Origin of the sequence: Rothia sp. LK2588, from assembly GCF_040946465.1 — a bacterium.
Lineage (GTDB): Bacteria > Actinomycetota > Actinomycetes > Actinomycetales > Micrococcaceae > Rothia.
The window spans coordinates 326708-341726 of record NZ_JAYWLS010000001.1; the positions used below are offsets into that span (position 1 = coordinate 326708).

At 58.5% G+C, this 15019-nt stretch carries 14 protein-coding genes and 1 tRNA gene; 10 read left to right on the top strand and 5 right to left on the bottom strand.

The features are described from left to right. Window positions 1–15: 15 nt before the first annotated feature. The 8 genes from rplS (at window position 16) to VVR12_RS01485 (ending at window position 7085) form a co-directional block, all read left to right on the top strand. Window positions 16–369, top strand: a complete 354-nt coding sequence (gene rplS, locus VVR12_RS01450; RefSeq protein WP_368549337.1) for a 50S ribosomal protein L19 — start codon at window positions 16–18, stop codon at window positions 367–369. A 13-nt stretch (window positions 370–382) separates the two neighbouring features. Further along, the gene (lepB, locus tag VVR12_RS01455; RefSeq protein WP_368549338.1) at window positions 383–1033 is read left to right on the top strand and encodes a signal peptidase I; all 651 of its coding nucleotides are present in this window, start codon (window positions 383–385) and stop codon (window positions 1031–1033) included. Between the two features lie 121 nt (window positions 1034–1154). Then, window positions 1155–1943: a signal peptidase I gene (gene lepB / locus VVR12_RS01460; RefSeq protein WP_368549339.1), complete on the top strand. Its 789-nt coding sequence runs from the start codon at window positions 1155–1157 to the stop codon at window positions 1941–1943. Then, a complete protein-coding gene (locus tag VVR12_RS01465; protein WP_368549340.1) occupies window positions 1943–2716 on the top strand; it encodes a ribonuclease HII in 774 nt (257 codons plus the stop codon). The genes lepB (VVR12_RS01460) and VVR12_RS01465 overlap by 1 nt, the downstream gene beginning before the upstream one ends. A 159-nt stretch (window positions 2717–2875) precedes the next feature. Next, window positions 2876–3262, top strand: a complete 387-nt coding sequence (locus VVR12_RS01470) for a YraN family protein (RefSeq protein ID WP_368549341.1) — start codon at window positions 2876–2878, stop codon at window positions 3260–3262. 1 nt (window position 3263) lies between these two features. Further along, the gene (locus tag VVR12_RS01475; RefSeq protein ID WP_368549342.1) at window positions 3264–4799 is read left to right on the top strand and encodes a YifB family Mg chelatase-like AAA ATPase; all 1536 of its coding nucleotides are present in this window, start codon (window positions 3264–3266) and stop codon (window positions 4797–4799) included. A 26-nt stretch (window positions 4800–4825) separates the two neighbouring features. Further along, a complete protein-coding gene (gene dprA / locus VVR12_RS01480) occupies window positions 4826–6064 on the top strand; it encodes a DNA-processing protein DprA (RefSeq protein WP_368549343.1) in 1239 nt (412 codons plus the stop codon). Between the two features lie 16 nt (window positions 6065–6080). Beyond that, entirely contained in the window at window positions 6081–7085 is a 1005-nt protein-coding gene (locus VVR12_RS01485) for a tyrosine recombinase XerC (protein ID WP_368549344.1), read from the top strand. 171 nt (window positions 7086–7256) lie between these two features. Here VVR12_RS01485 and fabF read toward each other — a convergent pair whose 3' ends face one another. From fabF to aceE, 5 genes are all read right to left on the bottom strand, one after another. Continuing rightward, the gene (gene fabF / locus VVR12_RS01490) at window positions 7257–8522 is read right to left on the bottom strand and encodes a beta-ketoacyl-ACP synthase II (protein WP_368549345.1); all 1266 of its coding nucleotides are present in this window, start codon (window positions 8520–8522) and stop codon (window positions 7257–7259) included. A gap of 90 nt (window positions 8523–8612) precedes the next feature. After that, on the bottom strand, window positions 8613–8855 hold the full coding sequence (locus VVR12_RS01495) for an acyl carrier protein (RefSeq protein ID WP_368549346.1): 243 nt from the start codon (window positions 8853–8855) through the stop codon (window positions 8613–8615). 159 nt (window positions 8856–9014) lie between these two features. Continuing rightward, on the bottom strand, window positions 9015–10040 hold the full coding sequence (locus tag VVR12_RS01500; protein WP_368549347.1) for a beta-ketoacyl-ACP synthase III: 1026 nt from the start codon (window positions 10038–10040) through the stop codon (window positions 9015–9017). A gap of 29 nt (window positions 10041–10069) precedes the next feature. Then, on the bottom strand, window positions 10070–10987 hold the full coding sequence (locus tag VVR12_RS01505; protein ID WP_368549348.1) for an ACP S-malonyltransferase: 918 nt from the start codon (window positions 10985–10987) through the stop codon (window positions 10070–10072). 254 nt (window positions 10988–11241) lie between these two features. Next, the gene (gene aceE, locus VVR12_RS01510) at window positions 11242–13983 is read right to left on the bottom strand and encodes a pyruvate dehydrogenase (acetyl-transferring), homodimeric type (protein WP_368549349.1); all 2742 of its coding nucleotides are present in this window, start codon (window positions 13981–13983) and stop codon (window positions 11242–11244) included. 354 nt (window positions 13984–14337) lie between these two features. Here aceE and VVR12_RS01515 point away from each other — a divergent pair, with 354 nt between their 5' ends. Beyond that, a complete protein-coding gene (locus tag VVR12_RS01515; protein ID WP_368549350.1) occupies window positions 14338–14754 on the top strand; it encodes a DUF3052 domain-containing protein in 417 nt (138 codons plus the stop codon). A gap of 95 nt (window positions 14755–14849) precedes the next feature. Then, window positions 14850–14925 (top strand) — tRNA-Val (locus VVR12_RS01520). Window positions 14926–15019: the final 94 nt, after the last annotated feature.

The following is a 15019-nucleotide window of genomic DNA, read 5'->3' on the forward strand; positions in this document are numbered from 1 at the left end:
CTTGTGGAGAAATCAATGCAGACTCTTGACTTCATTGACAACAAGTCGCTTCGTGACGACATCCCCGAATTCAGCGCTGGCGACACCCTGAACGTGCACGTCAACATCGTTGAAGGCAACCGCTCCCGCGTTCAGGTCTTCAAGGGCTTCGTCGTGGGTCGTCAGGGCGCAGGCGTTCGCGAAACCTTCACCGTTCGCAAGGTTTCCTTCGGCGTTGGCGTTGAGCGTACCTTCCCGGTTCACTCGCCCGTGATCGACAAGATCGAGGTGCTGACCCGCGGTGACGTTCGTCGTGCGAAGCTGTACTACATGCGTGATCGCCACGGTAAGGCAGCACGTATCCGCGAAAAGCGCGAGAACAACGCTTAAGTTCGAGGAACCAATGACGAAAGCCGTGAGGCTTGACTCAGCAGACAGGCGCCACCCCCGGCATGGGGGAGGGCGCCTGTTTGCTGTTGCAATTGTGGTGGCGCTTCTCATCATGACGGTGATTCGCCATTTCTTCATCGATGTGTACTACATCCCCTCCGAATCCATGCAACCGGCTTACGAACCGGGAGATCGCATCGTGGTGTCCAAAACTCAGCACGATATTTCGCGAGGGGACGTCGTGGTGGTCAACGGTGAAGGAAGCTTTGCTCCCTACCGTCCAGCTTCCTACGCCTGGTCGCACCCTATTGACACGACCCTGCGTTTCTTCGCCCTCAAAGGGGACGACAACGTGTACATCAAGCGCGTGATTGGCGTAGGGGAAGACACTGTGGAGTGTTGCGAGAATAACCGTCTGCTGGTCAACGGTCACCCGGTGGAGGAACCCTATCTTCTCGACGACAACTTCGCTTCCGAGCAGAAGTTTAAGGTGACCGTTCCGGAGGGCAAGTTATGGCTCATGGGTGACAACCGTGCGCATTCTCGCGACTCTCGCGCGCTCTTGGGGCAGCCGGGAGGCGGTTTTATCGCCGAGGATAGTGTTCTGGGTGAACCCATATTGCGCCTGTGGCCGCCCGATCGGTTCGGGCAACTAACCCCTTAATACCGGCAACACTAGGACGGTTTTGCCAGCTAAATTTAAGTTCAGTTTGCGCCTGCCCGCCCACATTGACCATGTTGCGAGGGTTAAACTACTTCCAGTACCCCACAAGTGAAAGACTTCCATGACTGATCAGACTCCTTCAGCCGATGACAAGCCGCTCGACGAGGCCTCTTCCGATAGTTCGCGTAAGCGCGGTAAACGGAATCAGCGCGCAAGCTCTCGTCGAGAGATCCGTGAAAGCGAAAAGAGCGGCGCCTGGGCACAGATCAAAGAGTTTTTGCTCGTTATTTTTTACGCCCTGCTGATCGCATTCTTGTTGAAGACCTTTGTGTTGCGCGGGTTTTATATCCCTTCGGGGTCGATGGAGAACACCCTGGCTATCAACGATCGTGTCTTCGTGAACGTCGCTGGATCCACTTTCGGTGACGCTGAACGCGGTGACATTATCGTCTTCAAAGATACTCAGGGTTGGATTGATTCGTCTGCTCAGCGGCCCAATGCGATTCGTCAGGCTTTGTCGTTCGTGGGCGTGATGCCGGATTCTTCGAACAACTACTTGGTCAAGCGCGTGATAGGTAAGGGCGGCGACCACGTGAGCTGTTGTTCACCGAACGGCAAGCTATACGTGAACGGCCAGGAGATCACGGAAGATTACATCTACCCCGGGGCAAATCCCTCCGATATCAAGTTTGACGTGGTGGTCCCCGAAAACTCTTACTTCGTAATGGGCGATCACCGCAATAATTCCGCAGATTCCCGCTACCACATCGAACGCGGCACGGAATTCATCAGTGAAGCAGATGTTGAGGGTGAGGTCTTCGTGATCGCGTGGCCGCTCAACCACTTCAAGTGGCTCAACGGCGCGGAGGAGACCTTCGCGAATGTGCCCGATACGGCACCGAGCAAGTAATGGTTTCATCACAAACACAGGCAACCCTCGAGACGGAAGAGACCTTCTTCGCCTCGGGGGTTGACCTCATTGCGGGTATGGACGAGGTGGGTCGCGGTTCGCTGGCCGGCCCGGTAAGCGTTGGGGTAGCGCTGGTACCTGCCGGCACGGTACTGAGCGTGGAGGGGCTGACCGATTCGAAGGCGCTCAGTAAGCTCCGGCGCGAATCCATGGTCTCCGACATCGAGACGTGGTGTACCACCGCGGTAGGATCCGCCACTCCTCAGGAGATCGATGAATGGGGGATGACCGCGGCATTGCGCGTGGCGGGTCACCGGGCCTTAGCTCAAGCAGTATCCACCGCGGGGCAGGCTCCGGACATGGTCTTATTGGACGGCAAACACGACTGGTTCACTTCGCCTGCGGACGACCTACTCAGCATGGTGGACCCGACTCAGCTAGCGTTCAACACTGCATTGAACCGGGTCTGGGGCAACGGGGTCGTGTGGTCGGGTCCCGTGCACACCGTGATCAAGGGTGACCTAAGCTGCGCGTCTATATCGGCTGCGTCTGTGGTGGCTAAAGTGCACCGTGACGAGTTGATGACTCGCCTGGCGCAGGAGTACCCAGCCTATGGGTGGGAAAAGAACATGGGTTATGGTTCTGCGGCACACCGCGAGGCCGTGGAGACTCATGGTCCTACGGTACATCACCGATTGAGCTGGAACCTCGGCGTGAGTGAAGATGCCATTCGAGACTGTGTCCACAAGCGCGAAAATCTGACATCACTCTAAAAGTAAACCGTTGGATAACAATCTAACTAAATCAATATCCTTGCATTAGAGGGGAACTCTCGGTCTGGGTTTTCCACAGTTTTCCCACGATCTATTTTTGCTGGGAACTGTGTGACAACCTGCTGGTGAAATCCCATTCACCAAGACGGGGGTACCCACATGCACACACATCAGACTCAGGTTGGACGCTGGGGTGAAGATCTCGCCGTAGCCGTGCTGAGCGGATCAGGTTATCGACTGATCGACAAGAATTGGCGGCCACAGAGATCTCAGGCCGGTCTCACCCTACGGGGAGAGATCGATGCCGTGTATCTCACGCCGAAAGACCACATCGCGTTCGTGGAGGTCAAGACACGAACCACCGCTGACTACGGTCTGCCGGTTGAAGCGCTGACCCCCGAGAAAAGACGTAAATTGCGTGAACTCGTGGGCGCATGGAGATTATCTCACCAGGAGTTTCAACGCCACAGTTACCACATCGATGTGGTTAGCATTATCGGCACTGCTGATCACTTCGCCTTTGAACATCGCCAGGCGGTGGTCTGATATGGGTTACGCAAAAACCTATGCGGTTGCCTTGGTGGGTATCAGCGGGCATGTGATCGAGGTAGAGGCTGATATTTCTCAGGCCCTTCCAGGTTTTGTGTTGCTGGGGTTGCCCGACACCGCCTTGAATGAGGCGAAAGACCGCGTTCGGTCCGCCGCCAAGAACTCCGGTAAACCTCTGCCGCCGCAGAAGCTGACGATTAATCTCACCCCGGCCCGGTTACCGAAACGAGGTACCGGGTTTGACCTCGCTATCGTGGTCGCCGCGTTGCAGGCTGCGAAGTTGTTGCAACCGAGTGGCCGAACGGTTTTCTTGGGCGAACTGGGTCTGGACGGCAGCGTCCGCCCGATTCCTGGGGTGTTACCTGCCGCCCGCGCCGCGTGGGAGGCCGGTTTCGAGTCGGTGGTGGTGCCGGAGCATAACGCGAACGAAGCTCGACTCATCTCTGGATTAGAGGTGAGGGGAGTCTCGTGTTTGGCCGAAGTGCTGACTTTGTTGGGAGCTGATACTGAGCAGCTGCGCTTCCCTTCATCCAGTTCTACCCGGCCCGGCAGCGAGGACGAAGCTGTTCCCTTAATGCCCGCAGATATGGCGGACGTTGCCGGGCAGGAAGAAGGGCGACTGGCCCTGGAGATTGCCGCCGCGGGGGCTCATCACCTGCTGTTCAACGGCCCACCTGGGTCGGGTAAGACCATGCTGGCCGAAAGATTGCCGGGTATTCTTCCACCGCTGTCCACCGATCAAGCGCTTGAGGTGACAGCGATTCATTCTATTTCCTCACGCGGGGCACCCCGTACCCAGCTGATGCGGTACGCTCCCTTTGAGGCTCCCCATCATACAGCTTCGGCCGCGGCACTCATGGGTGGGGGCTCGGGCATCCCACAGCCGGGGTGTGTATCACGGGCGCACCGTGGGGTGTTGTTTCTTGATGAAGCCCCGGAATTTCACCGCAATGTGTTGGACTCACTGCGCCAGCCGTTGGAAAGCGGTAGCGTCACCCTCGATAGGTCCACCGCTTCCGCCACCTACCCGGCACGGTTTCAACTGGTCTTGGCTGCAAACCCTTGCCCCTGCGGTAAGAATTCGGGACGTGGTCTGGAGTGCACCTGCACCAGTAAAGAGCGTCGTACTTATTTCAGCCGTCTCTCGGGGCCATTACTAGACCGTATCGACTTACACATCACCGTGCCTCAGGTATCAGCGGCAGAACTGACATCCACAGGCAGCCACGAGCCCAGTCAGCCCATCCGGGAGAGGGTGGTTCAGGCCCGCGAAAAGCAGCGTGAGAGGCTCGCCGACTTCGGCGTTTTAACCAACGCAGAGACCAACGGAAAGATTCTGCGCGGCAAACTCAAATTGCCTGCCACGATGACCCAATCACTGAGCAGGGCCGTCGACCGGGGTGCACTGACTGCCCGCGGTTACGACAGGGTTTTGCGTACCGCCTGGACCATAGCCGACCTCGAAGGGGCCGAATCGCCTCGCTCCGATCATCTTGACCTCGCGTTGTACTTCCGCAACATGAGCCGTACATAATTTCGCCCGACCCAACAGAGATTCCCATGACCAATGATCCTTTCCACGCTCAGCGGCGTGCCCGTGCCGAAATATTGCACATCGCAGAACCAACCGACCAATATGTTCACCTCTCGATTCATCTTCTGGGCCCCGAGCTCACCGCTGAGTTGCTCAGCGGCAGAGAACCTATCGGGTCCAAAATATTCCGGCTCCTCGAAGAGCACGGATTAGATGCAATTGCACAACGGCAACTCACCCAGGCACTACAACAACGCATTACACGGTGGTCACGCCGCGTACCGAAATTTCCGCTCACCCAAGAACTCACTACAGCCGAGCACCTCAACGCCTGGGTCGCGATTCCCGAAGACGATGACTGGCCTCAGCAACTGTCTGATCTCGGCTCGAGCGCACCGTTCGCGCTGTGGGGTAGGGGCGATCGGGAACTGCTGAGCCAGATTACCTTAGAGAACAGCCTGGCGGTCGTCGGTTCCCGGGACGCCAGCTCATACGGTGCATCGGCCACAACGCACCTTGCCGGGGATCTCGCCGCTCGAGGCCGGGTGGTGCTCTCCGGAGGAGCCTTTGGAATAGACGCCGTCGCTCACCGCTCGGCACTAGCGACCTCTACGGCGCAGTTGCCCACGGTGGCGCTCATGGCCTGCGGGGTTGACCGCCCTTACCCCAAACATAACGAAAACCTGCTTCAGGCGATCATCGATCGCGGACTCTTGCTGAGCGAAGTTCCGTTGGGGCAGTCACCAACGCGATGGCGGTTTCTTCAACGCAACCGCATCATCGCAGCATTGTCATCGGTGGTCGTTGTCGTGGAAGCGAGATGGCGTTCCGGAGCGCTCAACACCGCACACCACGCTTTGGAGATCGGACGGGAACTACGAACCGTTCCCGGTCAAATTTTCTCACCCAGCTCCGAAGGGTGCCACCGATTGATTCAACAAGGCTATGCCGGGTTGGCTCTCTCAGCCGACAGCATTGAGGAGGCGATGAGCTCCCGCCTGAACCCTGAACAGACCCAGATGAGTCTCTTTGCAGATTCAACGGAGACCCACGCCTCACCGCAGCTCACCCAAGACCAGATGCGGGTCTGGGACGCCCTGCCGTTGAGGGAACCCATGGACGTGACCACGATCTGTTCGATGACCGGCGCTGCCGGGCCTGCCGCCATGGTGATCCTCAGCCAACTGCAGGGGATGGGCATGGCTGAAAAAGACAGCAACGGCTGGCACAAGTCAAAGAAGTACCTGCAACAATCCTGCCCCTGATAGCCTGGAGATTACTATGAGAAAAGCTCAATCACGGACGGCGCCGGACGAAAACCTTCCACCCACTCTTCCCCTGGGTGCGCAGACGCTGGACGTGAACCGAGTCTTCGCCCGGGCCTTGGAAAGCTTTTGGCGGTATCTCACCTATGAGAAGTTTCGTTCTCCGCAGACCATCAAGGCCTATGAATCAGACCTGAGTGCATTCTTCGAATATTGCCTACGCCATGGGGCGCAGGAGCTGGCCGACATCGATCTTGAAATGATCCGATCGTGGCTTGCCCATATGCATCGAGCTAACATAGCGCGAACCTCCACGGCCCGCCGCACCTCCTCGTTGCGAACCTTTTTCGCCTGGGCCGAAGAGGAATCGCTGATTACCGACAATCCCACGCTGACCCTCGCTACCCCGAAGAAAACCGGTCACCTACCACAGGTACTGAACCAACAGCAGATTTTGTTTCTGATCGACCGCGTAGAGAAGCAACTGCAGGCGGATCCTCAAGACCCGCACACAATGAGGCTGTTGGCCAGTATTGAACTGCTCTACGCGACGGGCATCCGAATCTCAGAATTATGCAGCCTCAACCTATCGAGCATCGACCGGGAGAACCGCACATTACGCGTGGTGGGTAAAGGCAATAAAGAGCGCGTGGTGCCCTTTGGCCAACCGGCCATGCGCGCATTGAACCGGTGGGTCACCCAAGGGCGCCGACAATGGTTTTCCGCAAACCAACAGGCGGTGGAAGAGGCACTGTTCATCGGCCCCCGCGGAAAAAGGGTCAATCCGCGTCAGATTCGAGAAGACCTGACTAAAGCGCTCGCTGCCATTCCAGACTCGCAGCTCTCAGGCGCCCATATCTTCCGACACACGGCGGCAACCCACATGGTAGATGGGGGAGCAGACATCCGCTCCATCCAAGAATTGCTGGGCCACAGTTCTTTGGCGACGACCCAGATTTATACCCATGTGTCGGTCGATCGGCTCAAAGATTCTTACAACAACGCACATCCCCGCGCCTAAATCGTTCCATCGTTATAAATTCTGGGGATGGCAGGGCCGATGACAACTCCATGTTGTTGATTCGATACGAGAATCCCGCCGTTGGATCATCGATCGCGGTGAGAACTACTCACCCTGCATCCTGATGACCCGACGGCGGGATCCTCAACCGAGAGAAAGCCAGACCGCGGTTTAGACGCTACGGAACGCTACCACAGCGTTGTGCCCTCCGAAACCGAACGAATTGGAGACCGCCACGATCTCACCCGAGGGCAGATCGCGAGCCTCGGTGACGACATCCAGGTCGATCTGGGGATCCTGGTTTTCAAGATTGATCGTGCACGGAGCCTTGCGTTCGTAGATCGCCTTCACAGTCAGCAGGGCTTCCAGAGCGCCCGCGCCACCCAAGAGGTGACCGGTCATCGACTTGGTTGCCGAGACCGCAATGTTCTTGGTGTGCTCACCGAAGGTCTGGTGTAAAGCGTGCGACTCGGGGATGTCACCCACCGGGGTAGAGGTAGCATGCGCGTTGACGTGAACGACCTCTTCGGGGCGGATTCCACCGTCGGCCAGGGCTTCCTTTAAAGCGCGGGTCGCACCCATGGCCTCGGGATCCGGCGCGGTGATGTGGTAGGAGTCAGCGGAGACACCAGTGCCTGCCAGCTCAGCATAAATTCTCGCCTGACGGGCCTTCGCGTGCTCCTCAGACTCGAGAACAAGAGCTGCCGCGCCTTCACCCATGACGAATCCATCACGCTCGGTGTCATAGGGGCGCGATGCACCCTGCGGGTCGTCATTGCGGGTCGACAAAGCCTGCATCTTCGCAAAGGCAGCCAAGGGCATGGGATGGATCGCTGCCTCGGCGCCACCGACGATCACCACATCGGCCTTGCCGCTGCGGATCATCTCGATACCCAACTGCATAGCCTCAGTGGAAGACGCACAGGCCGAAACCACGGTCTGAGCCGCAGCACGGGCTTTCAGAGTCATCGAGACCGCAGCCGCACAGCTATTGGGCATCAGCATGGGCACAGTCAGAGGCATGACGCGGCGGGGGCCCTTCTCGCGGAGAGTGTCCCAAGCATCGAGGAGGGTCCAGACACCGCCGATACCCGTACCGAAAGCTACACCCGTGCGCATGGGATCAGTCTGCGCAGCCTCTTCTGCGTTGTCCCCATCGAAACCTGCATCGGCCCACGCCTCACGAGCTGCCACCAATGCGTACTGAGCTGAGGGATCCTGTCGCTTGACTTCAACCTTCGTCAGGCGTCCGGATTCCAGCGGATCCTGCGCAAGAGTGCCAGCGATGCGTACCGGCAACTCGTATTCCTCTACCCAGGGCTCCTCAATAGTACGGATGCCAGAAACCCCGGTAATGGCGGAAGTCCACGTGGACTCCACGTCTGCACCGATAGGGGTAGTGGCTCCAAGCCCGGTCACAACAACTTTATGCGACATGTTCACGCTTTCTTCACAGTACGGGGAGGGGTTTTGAAACAGAAATGGGCGCGGTCAGCATGATCACTACCGCGCCCATCTGCAGTTGTATTACTTAGCGTTCTCGATGAAGTTCACTGCGTCACCGACGGTCTTGAGGTTCTTGACCTCTTCGTCGGGGATGGTCACGTCGAACTTCTCTTCTGCGTTGACGACGATGGTCATCATCGAGATCGAGTCGATGTCCAGGTCTTCGGTGAAGGACTTCTCGGGCTGCACGTCTGCAACCTCGACGCCGGTCTCTTCGTTCACGATTTCAGCCAGGCCTGCGAGGATCTCTTCTTTATTAGCCACGATGGCTCCTTTCTTTTTCTGCAATGCGACACGGGGCCGCTTTATCGTTGTCTCTGCTTGAGACGCAGTGTGACTTCGAAATAAGCGCCGAGGTCACAAGGCTTATAGTTGATCTTACCTGTTTCACCCATTTGAGAAAAAAGCAAGAAAATTTCAAATTTAGGGGAGTACAACCACCTGAGCCGCAAAGGCCAGGCCCGCGCCGAACCCGATCTGCAGAGCAAACTGACCCGACAGGTCGGGGTTCTCTTCCAGCAATCGGTGCGCGGCCAACGGTACGGAGGCAGCCGAGGTGTTGCCGGCGTCCACAATGTCTCGACCGACCTTGACGGTCTCGGGAAGCTTGAGCGTCTTGACCATCTGATCGATGATGCGTTCGTTGGCCTGATGCGGAATCAACGCGCCGAGATCGTCTGCGGTGATACCCGCGACTTCCAAAGCCTCCTGGGCTACCTTCGCCATCTCCCAGACGGCCCAGCGAAACACCGAGGGGCCTTCTTGGCGCAGGGTCGGCCAGATCTTCTCGCCTTCCTGCACGGGGTTGGCGACGAAATCGCGGTTGCGGATGTCCAGCAACGAGTGGGTCATTCCCACGGTTTCCCAACGGGCGCCGTCCGAACCCCATACGGTCGGGGCGATTCCGGGCTCGTCCGCGCGGGATACCACCGCAGCACCGGCTCCGTCACCCAGCAGGAATGAGATCGTGCGGTCGGTTTCATCGATCAGATCGGAGAGCTTCTCGACGCCTACCACCACTACGTTACGCGCCAACCCTGACCGGACGAGGGCATCGGCCTGGGCGATGCCGTAGCAGAACCCAGCGCAAGCGGCCGAGATATCGTATGCCGGGCACTTGGAACCCAGAGCATCGGCCACCAGAGTCGCCATCGACGGAGTGGCGTAGGGGTGCGAAATGGTGGCGATGATGACGGCGTCGATCTCTTCAGCGCCCACCCCAGCCTTCTCCACGGCCTCCTTGGCCGCGGTGATCGCCAGATCGGTGGCGGAGATGTTCTCACTCGCGCGATGTCGGGTCACAATACCGGTGCGCTGACGAATCCATTCGTCGGAGGAATTGATGGGGTCGACGATGTCATCATTGGTCACCGTCACATCACCGCGTGCTGCTCCATAGCTGGCAATGCGCGAATAAACGGACGGGGTAGCTTGCTTGAGAGTAGGCATCGGTTTCCTTAAACCAGTAACAATAAAACTTAGGCGTTCAGCAGAGATTGCGCTGCAGCTACATCTTCGGGTGCGTTGATAGCGGTGCCGGGCACGCCCTTCATACCGCGCTTTGCCAAGCCCACCAAGGTGCCAGCCGGCGGCAACTCAATGAGTCCCGCTACCTCGCGTTCCAGCAGAGTCGCCATGCACAGATCCCAGCGCACGGGCCGGGTGACCTGCTGCATGAGTGACTCAAGCATCTCCTCACCCGAGGCGACGGGTTGACCATCGTAGTTAGACAACAACGTAGCTACGGGGTCAGCCGTCGACAGCCCCTGAGCGAATTCCTGCAGGGGCTGGACCGCGTCGCTCATGAACTCGGTGTGGAAGGCTCCAGCGACCTTCAAGGGGATCACGCGGGCGCGAGCCGGCGGGTTCGCGGCGAATTCTCGCAGGTTCTCCAGCGATCCGGCGGCAACGATCTGACCGCCACCGTTAGAGTTGGCCGCAGTCAAGCCGGCGTCGGCAATGTGCTGCCGCACCTCGTCCTCTGTACCGCCGAGTACAGCCGCCATACCTGAGGGGGCCTGCGCGGCGGCCTCAGCCATACCGGTGGCTCGAACGCGGATGAAACGCATCGCGTCTTCCTCGCTCAGGACGTTGGTCAGCGCCGCCGCGGTGATTTCACCGACGCTGTGGCCGGCAAAGATTGCCGATGACATATCGAAGCCGGAGGTACGCTGCAGTGCCCGACCCGCCACGATACCGGCCGCCACGATCAACGGCTGGGCAATGGCGGTGTCTTTGATGGTCTCCTCGTCGGCCTCGGTGCCGTATGAGATGAGGTCGAGCTCGACTGCTTCGGAGAGACGCTGAAAGTGAGCCTTAGACTCTGAGTCTTCCAACCACGGCTGCAAAAAGCCTGGCTTCTGCGAACCTTGTCCTGGGCACACAACTGCGATCATTCTCTTCAGCTTTCTGACGTTGGTAAGGATGAAGTCTCAAGCCTGTAAAGGCCACTGTCAAAATATTACCCACACTTTTCCATGCATCTGTAGCTGATCGGCACGCAGCTCAGAGAAAATCCGGGATCCGCTCACTCAGCACACCCCTAAATTGCACCGCAGGTTCCGGATAGATCGGCACCGTCGAGAGACGCAAAAAAGCCGACGGCCCGGCTCCTGAACAAGGAACCGGGCCGTCGCATGAGGCACGGGGATTAGTCGTCGGCTACTGCCTCGCCAACGGCATCCACAGTGGACTCGTCGAGGCGGTACTTCTTGAACGCCTTGGCGGGTACATCGGCGTCGACCTCGCCGCGCTTAGCCAACATCTGCAGTACGCGAACCACGATGGAGGGGGCGTCGATGTTGAAGAAGCGGCGGGCGCCCGGACGGGTGTCGGAGAAACCGAAACCGTCTGCACCGAGGGTTGCGAACTCATTAGGCACGTACTGGCGAACGCCGTCCATGAGGTCGGACATGTAGTCAGACACAGCAACCACGGGGCCGGTTGCGCCTTCCATCTGCTGAGCGATGAAGGGCTTGCGCTCTTCCTTACCGGAGGAGAGGAAGTACTCACGCTCAGCCTCCAGGCCGTCGCGGCGCAGGTTGGTCCACGAGGTCACCGACCAGACGTCAGCCGAAACACCGTAATCCTTTTCGAGGATGTTCGATGCTTCCTGTGCCCAGGTCACGCCGATGCCGGATGCCAGGATCTGGGCGCGGGGGCCGTCGTTCTGGGCTTCCTTGACGCGGTAGATACCACCGATGATGCCGTCCACGTCGACGTCCTCGGGCTCTGCCGGGTGCAGGATCGGCTCGTTGTAGACGGTGAGGTAGTACATCACATTGTGATCCTCATCGCCGGTGCCGTACATGTGCTCGATACCGCGCTTGACGATGTGCGCGATCTCGTAACCGTAGGCCGGGTCGTAGTGGATGATTGCCGGGTTGGTTGCGGCCAGGACGGGGGAGTGACCGTCCATGTGCTGCAGACCCTCACCGGTCAGGGTGGTGCGTCCCGCGGTACCACCGATGATGAAACCGCGCACCAGCTGGTCGGCGGCAGCCCACGAAGCGTCACCGGTGCGCTGGAAGCCGAACATCGAGTAGTAGATGTAGACGGGAACCATAGGCACACCGTGGGTGTCGTAAGACGAACCCACAGCGGTCAGCGCCGCGGTGCCACCGGCCTCGTTGATGCCCACGTGCAGAATCTTGCCGGCAGGGGATTCCTTGTAGGCGAGCATGAGCTCGCGGTCCACTGCCAGGTAGTTCTGACCGTTGGGGTTGTAGATCTTAGCGTTGGGGAAGTACGAGTCCATACCGAAGGTACGGGCTTCGTCGGGGATGATCGGAACGATGCGATCTCCGAAGTCCTTCTCACGCATGAGGTCCTTGAGCAGACGCACGAAGGCCATTGTGGTGGCGGCCATCTGCTTACCGGTGCCCTTCTTCGCGCCCTTGTAGGCCTTGTCGTCGGGCAACTTGATCTCGGGCTGAGTGTTCGCACGCGAGGGCACGAAGCCGCCCAGTTCTTCACGACGCTGCATCATGTACTTGATCTCGGGCGCGTCCATACCGGGGTGGTAGTAGGGCGGGTTGTAGAGATCCTTCTCGAGCTCTTCATCAGAGATCGGGATGTTCAGGTGGTCGCGGAAGTTCTTCAGATCCTCCAGAGTCAGCTTCTTCATCTGGTGGGTGGAATTACGGCCCTCGAAGTGAGTGCCCAGGCCGTAGCCCTTAATGGACTGTGCCAAGATAACGGTCGGCTTGCCCTTGACTTCCATGGCAGCCTTGTATGCGGCGTAAACCTTATGGTAATCGTGAGCGCCACGCTTGAGGCTCCAGATCTCGTCGTCGGTCATGTCCTTGACGAGTTCCTTGGTCTCCGGGGAGCGGCCGAAGAAGAATTCGCGCACGAATCCGCCGTCTTCTGCCTTGATGGTCTGGTAGTCACCGTCGAGGGTTTCGTTCATGATGCGAACGAGCTCGCCGGACTTATCCTTCTCGAGCAGGGAATCCCACTCACGGCCCCAGATGACCTTGATGACGTGCCAACCGGCACCGCGGAAGAAGGCCTCGAGCTCCTGAATGATCTTGCCGTTACCGCGCACCGGGCCGTCGAGACGCTGCAGGTTGCAGTTGATCACGAAGGTCAGGTTGTCCAGCTTGTCGTTGGCAGCCAGCTGCAGTGCACCGCGCGACTCGGGCTCGTCCATTTCACCGTCGCCCAGGAATGCCCAGACGTGCTGCTGCGAGGTGTCCTTGATGCCGCGGTTGTGCAGGTACTTGTTGAACTGAGCCTGGTGAATTGCGTTCAGCGGGCCGATACCCATGGAAACGGTCGGGAACTGCCAGAACTCGGGCATGCAACGCGGGTGCGGGTACGAGGGCATACCGTGCGGAGCCTTGGTCTTCTCCTGGCGGAAGCCGTCCAGCTGCTCCTCGGTGAGGCGTCCTTCAAGGTAGGCACGTGCGTAGTTACCGGGGGAGGAGTGACCCTGCCAGAAGATCTGGTCACCGCCACCGGGGTGGTTACGACCGCGGAAGAAGTGGTTCTGGCCCACTTCGTAGAGGGTCGCGATGCCAGCGAAGGACGAGATATGTCCGCCCACGCCAATGGTGGACTTCTGGGCGCGCTGCACCATTACAGCAGCGTTCCAGCGCATGATGGCGCGGTAGCGACGCTCGATCTTTTCGTCGCCGGGGTACTCGGGCTCCTGGTCCACAGGAATGGTGTTCACGTAGTCCGTGGTGGTCACCATGGGCATGGAGATGCTCTTGTTGCCTGCGCGCTGCATCAGCGAGCGAACGATGAACTGAGCACGTTCGCTACCCTTTGCTTCCACCAGTTCGTCAAACGACTCGAGCCATTCAGCGGTCTCTTCTACATCGTTGTCTTTGATGCCGTTAGTCAACGCGCTCAAGATGTGGTCGTTGGTTTCTGAGGGTCCCATCAGCCAACCTCTCTGTTTTGGGAAATAGGTGTTGTGAGACTGACCGAGGAAACGGCGTGAGCCTCACCTGCGTTGTAAATCATTAAATTGCTGATACGCATTCATCTTCTATGTTTGCACATACGCCCTGCAATCGGGTACTCAAGAGAAGGCCTTCACACCCAATCGGTGGGGTACTTTAGGTCACAAAATTTCTAACCCCCAAGAAACTTGCATGATTCATGTCGTGTTTAGTTGCGTTGAGCACGTTCTAAGTGTTCAGTTGTCTATAGAAGGTTGGTCTGCACGCGGTCATCAGCTACTGTGAGCCGGGCGTGACTTTCATCATCTCAACGTTTAACAGGAGGACTTTCAGTGACCGAAACCGAGACCGCAGCTCAGAAGCGTGCAGTCCAATTTGGTTTCAAGGATGGCGATGTCATCCAGGAATTTGGCTACGACGACGATGTCGATTTTGACTTGCGCGATGCGTTGGCCGACGTGGTGGGATCAGACCTGTTGGACGAGGATGATCAGGAAGTCGTCGACGGCGTCCTGTTGTGGTGGCGCGAAGAGGACGGCGACCTGGTGGACGGCCTGATGGATGTCCTGTCTGGGCTGGACGAAGGCGGCGTGATTTGGTTGCTGACCCCGAAGTCAGGACGCGACGGGTACGTTTCTCCCGCCGAGGTGCAGGAAGCCGCGCCGACCGCCGGTTTACACATGACCACCACCGAATCGGCCGGTCCCGAGTGGGCGGCGACCCGCTTGGTGATGAAGCAGGTTCAGTAGGAGCGTGCTTCAACCGTAGATTTGCACCCGCCTGAAAGTGTGTGTATAGTCTTTTCTTGTCGTTGCGACGCCGGTAGGTTTCGCAGAACGGCAATGGGTCTTTAGCTCAGCTGGTAGAGCGCCACGTTTACACCGTGGATGTCATCGGTTCGATCCCGGTAGGACCCACCACCAACCCCGGCCTTGCGCCGGGGTTTTTAGTTGCCCGGCACCCCGAGTATTTCCAATTCGACGATGAACAGAAGTTCACCCTCGTCGAATCCTC

Excerpts from the sequence above, each read along its gene's own strand:
- rplS (WP_368549337.1), top strand. The coding sequence starts at position 16 with ATGCAGACTCTTGACTTCATTGACAACAAGTCGCTTCGTGACGACATC.
- lepB (WP_368549338.1), top strand. The coding sequence starts at position 383 with ATGACGAAAGCCGTGAGGCTTGACTCAGCAGACAGGCGCCACCCCCGG.
- lepB (WP_368549339.1), top strand. The coding sequence starts at position 1,155 with ATGACTGATCAGACTCCTTCAGCCGATGACAAGCCGCTCGACGAGGCC.
- VVR12_RS01465 (WP_368549340.1), top strand. The coding sequence starts at position 1,943 with ATGGTTTCATCACAAACACAGGCAACCCTCGAGACGGAAGAGACCTTC.
- VVR12_RS01470 (WP_368549341.1), top strand. The coding sequence starts at position 2,876 with ATGCACACACATCAGACTCAGGTTGGACGCTGGGGTGAAGATCTCGCC.
- VVR12_RS01475 (WP_368549342.1), top strand. The coding sequence starts at position 3,264 with ATGGGTTACGCAAAAACCTATGCGGTTGCCTTGGTGGGTATCAGCGGG.
- dprA (WP_368549343.1), top strand. The coding sequence starts at position 4,826 with ATGACCAATGATCCTTTCCACGCTCAGCGGCGTGCCCGTGCCGAAATA.
- VVR12_RS01485 (WP_368549344.1), top strand. The coding sequence starts at position 6,081 with ATGAGAAAAGCTCAATCACGGACGGCGCCGGACGAAAACCTTCCACCC.
- fabF (WP_368549345.1), bottom strand. The coding sequence starts at position 8,522 with ATGTCGCATAAAGTTGTTGTGACCGGGCTTGGAGCCACTACCCCTATC.
- VVR12_RS01500 (WP_368549347.1), bottom strand. The coding sequence starts at position 10,040 with ATGCCTACTCTCAAGCAAGCTACCCCGTCCGTTTATTCGCGCATTGCC.
- VVR12_RS01505 (WP_368549348.1), bottom strand. The coding sequence starts at position 10,987 with ATGATCGCAGTTGTGTGCCCAGGACAAGGTTCGCAGAAGCCAGGCTTT.
- aceE (WP_368549349.1), bottom strand. The coding sequence starts at position 13,983 with ATGGGACCCTCAGAAACCAACGACCACATCTTGAGCGCGTTGACTAAC.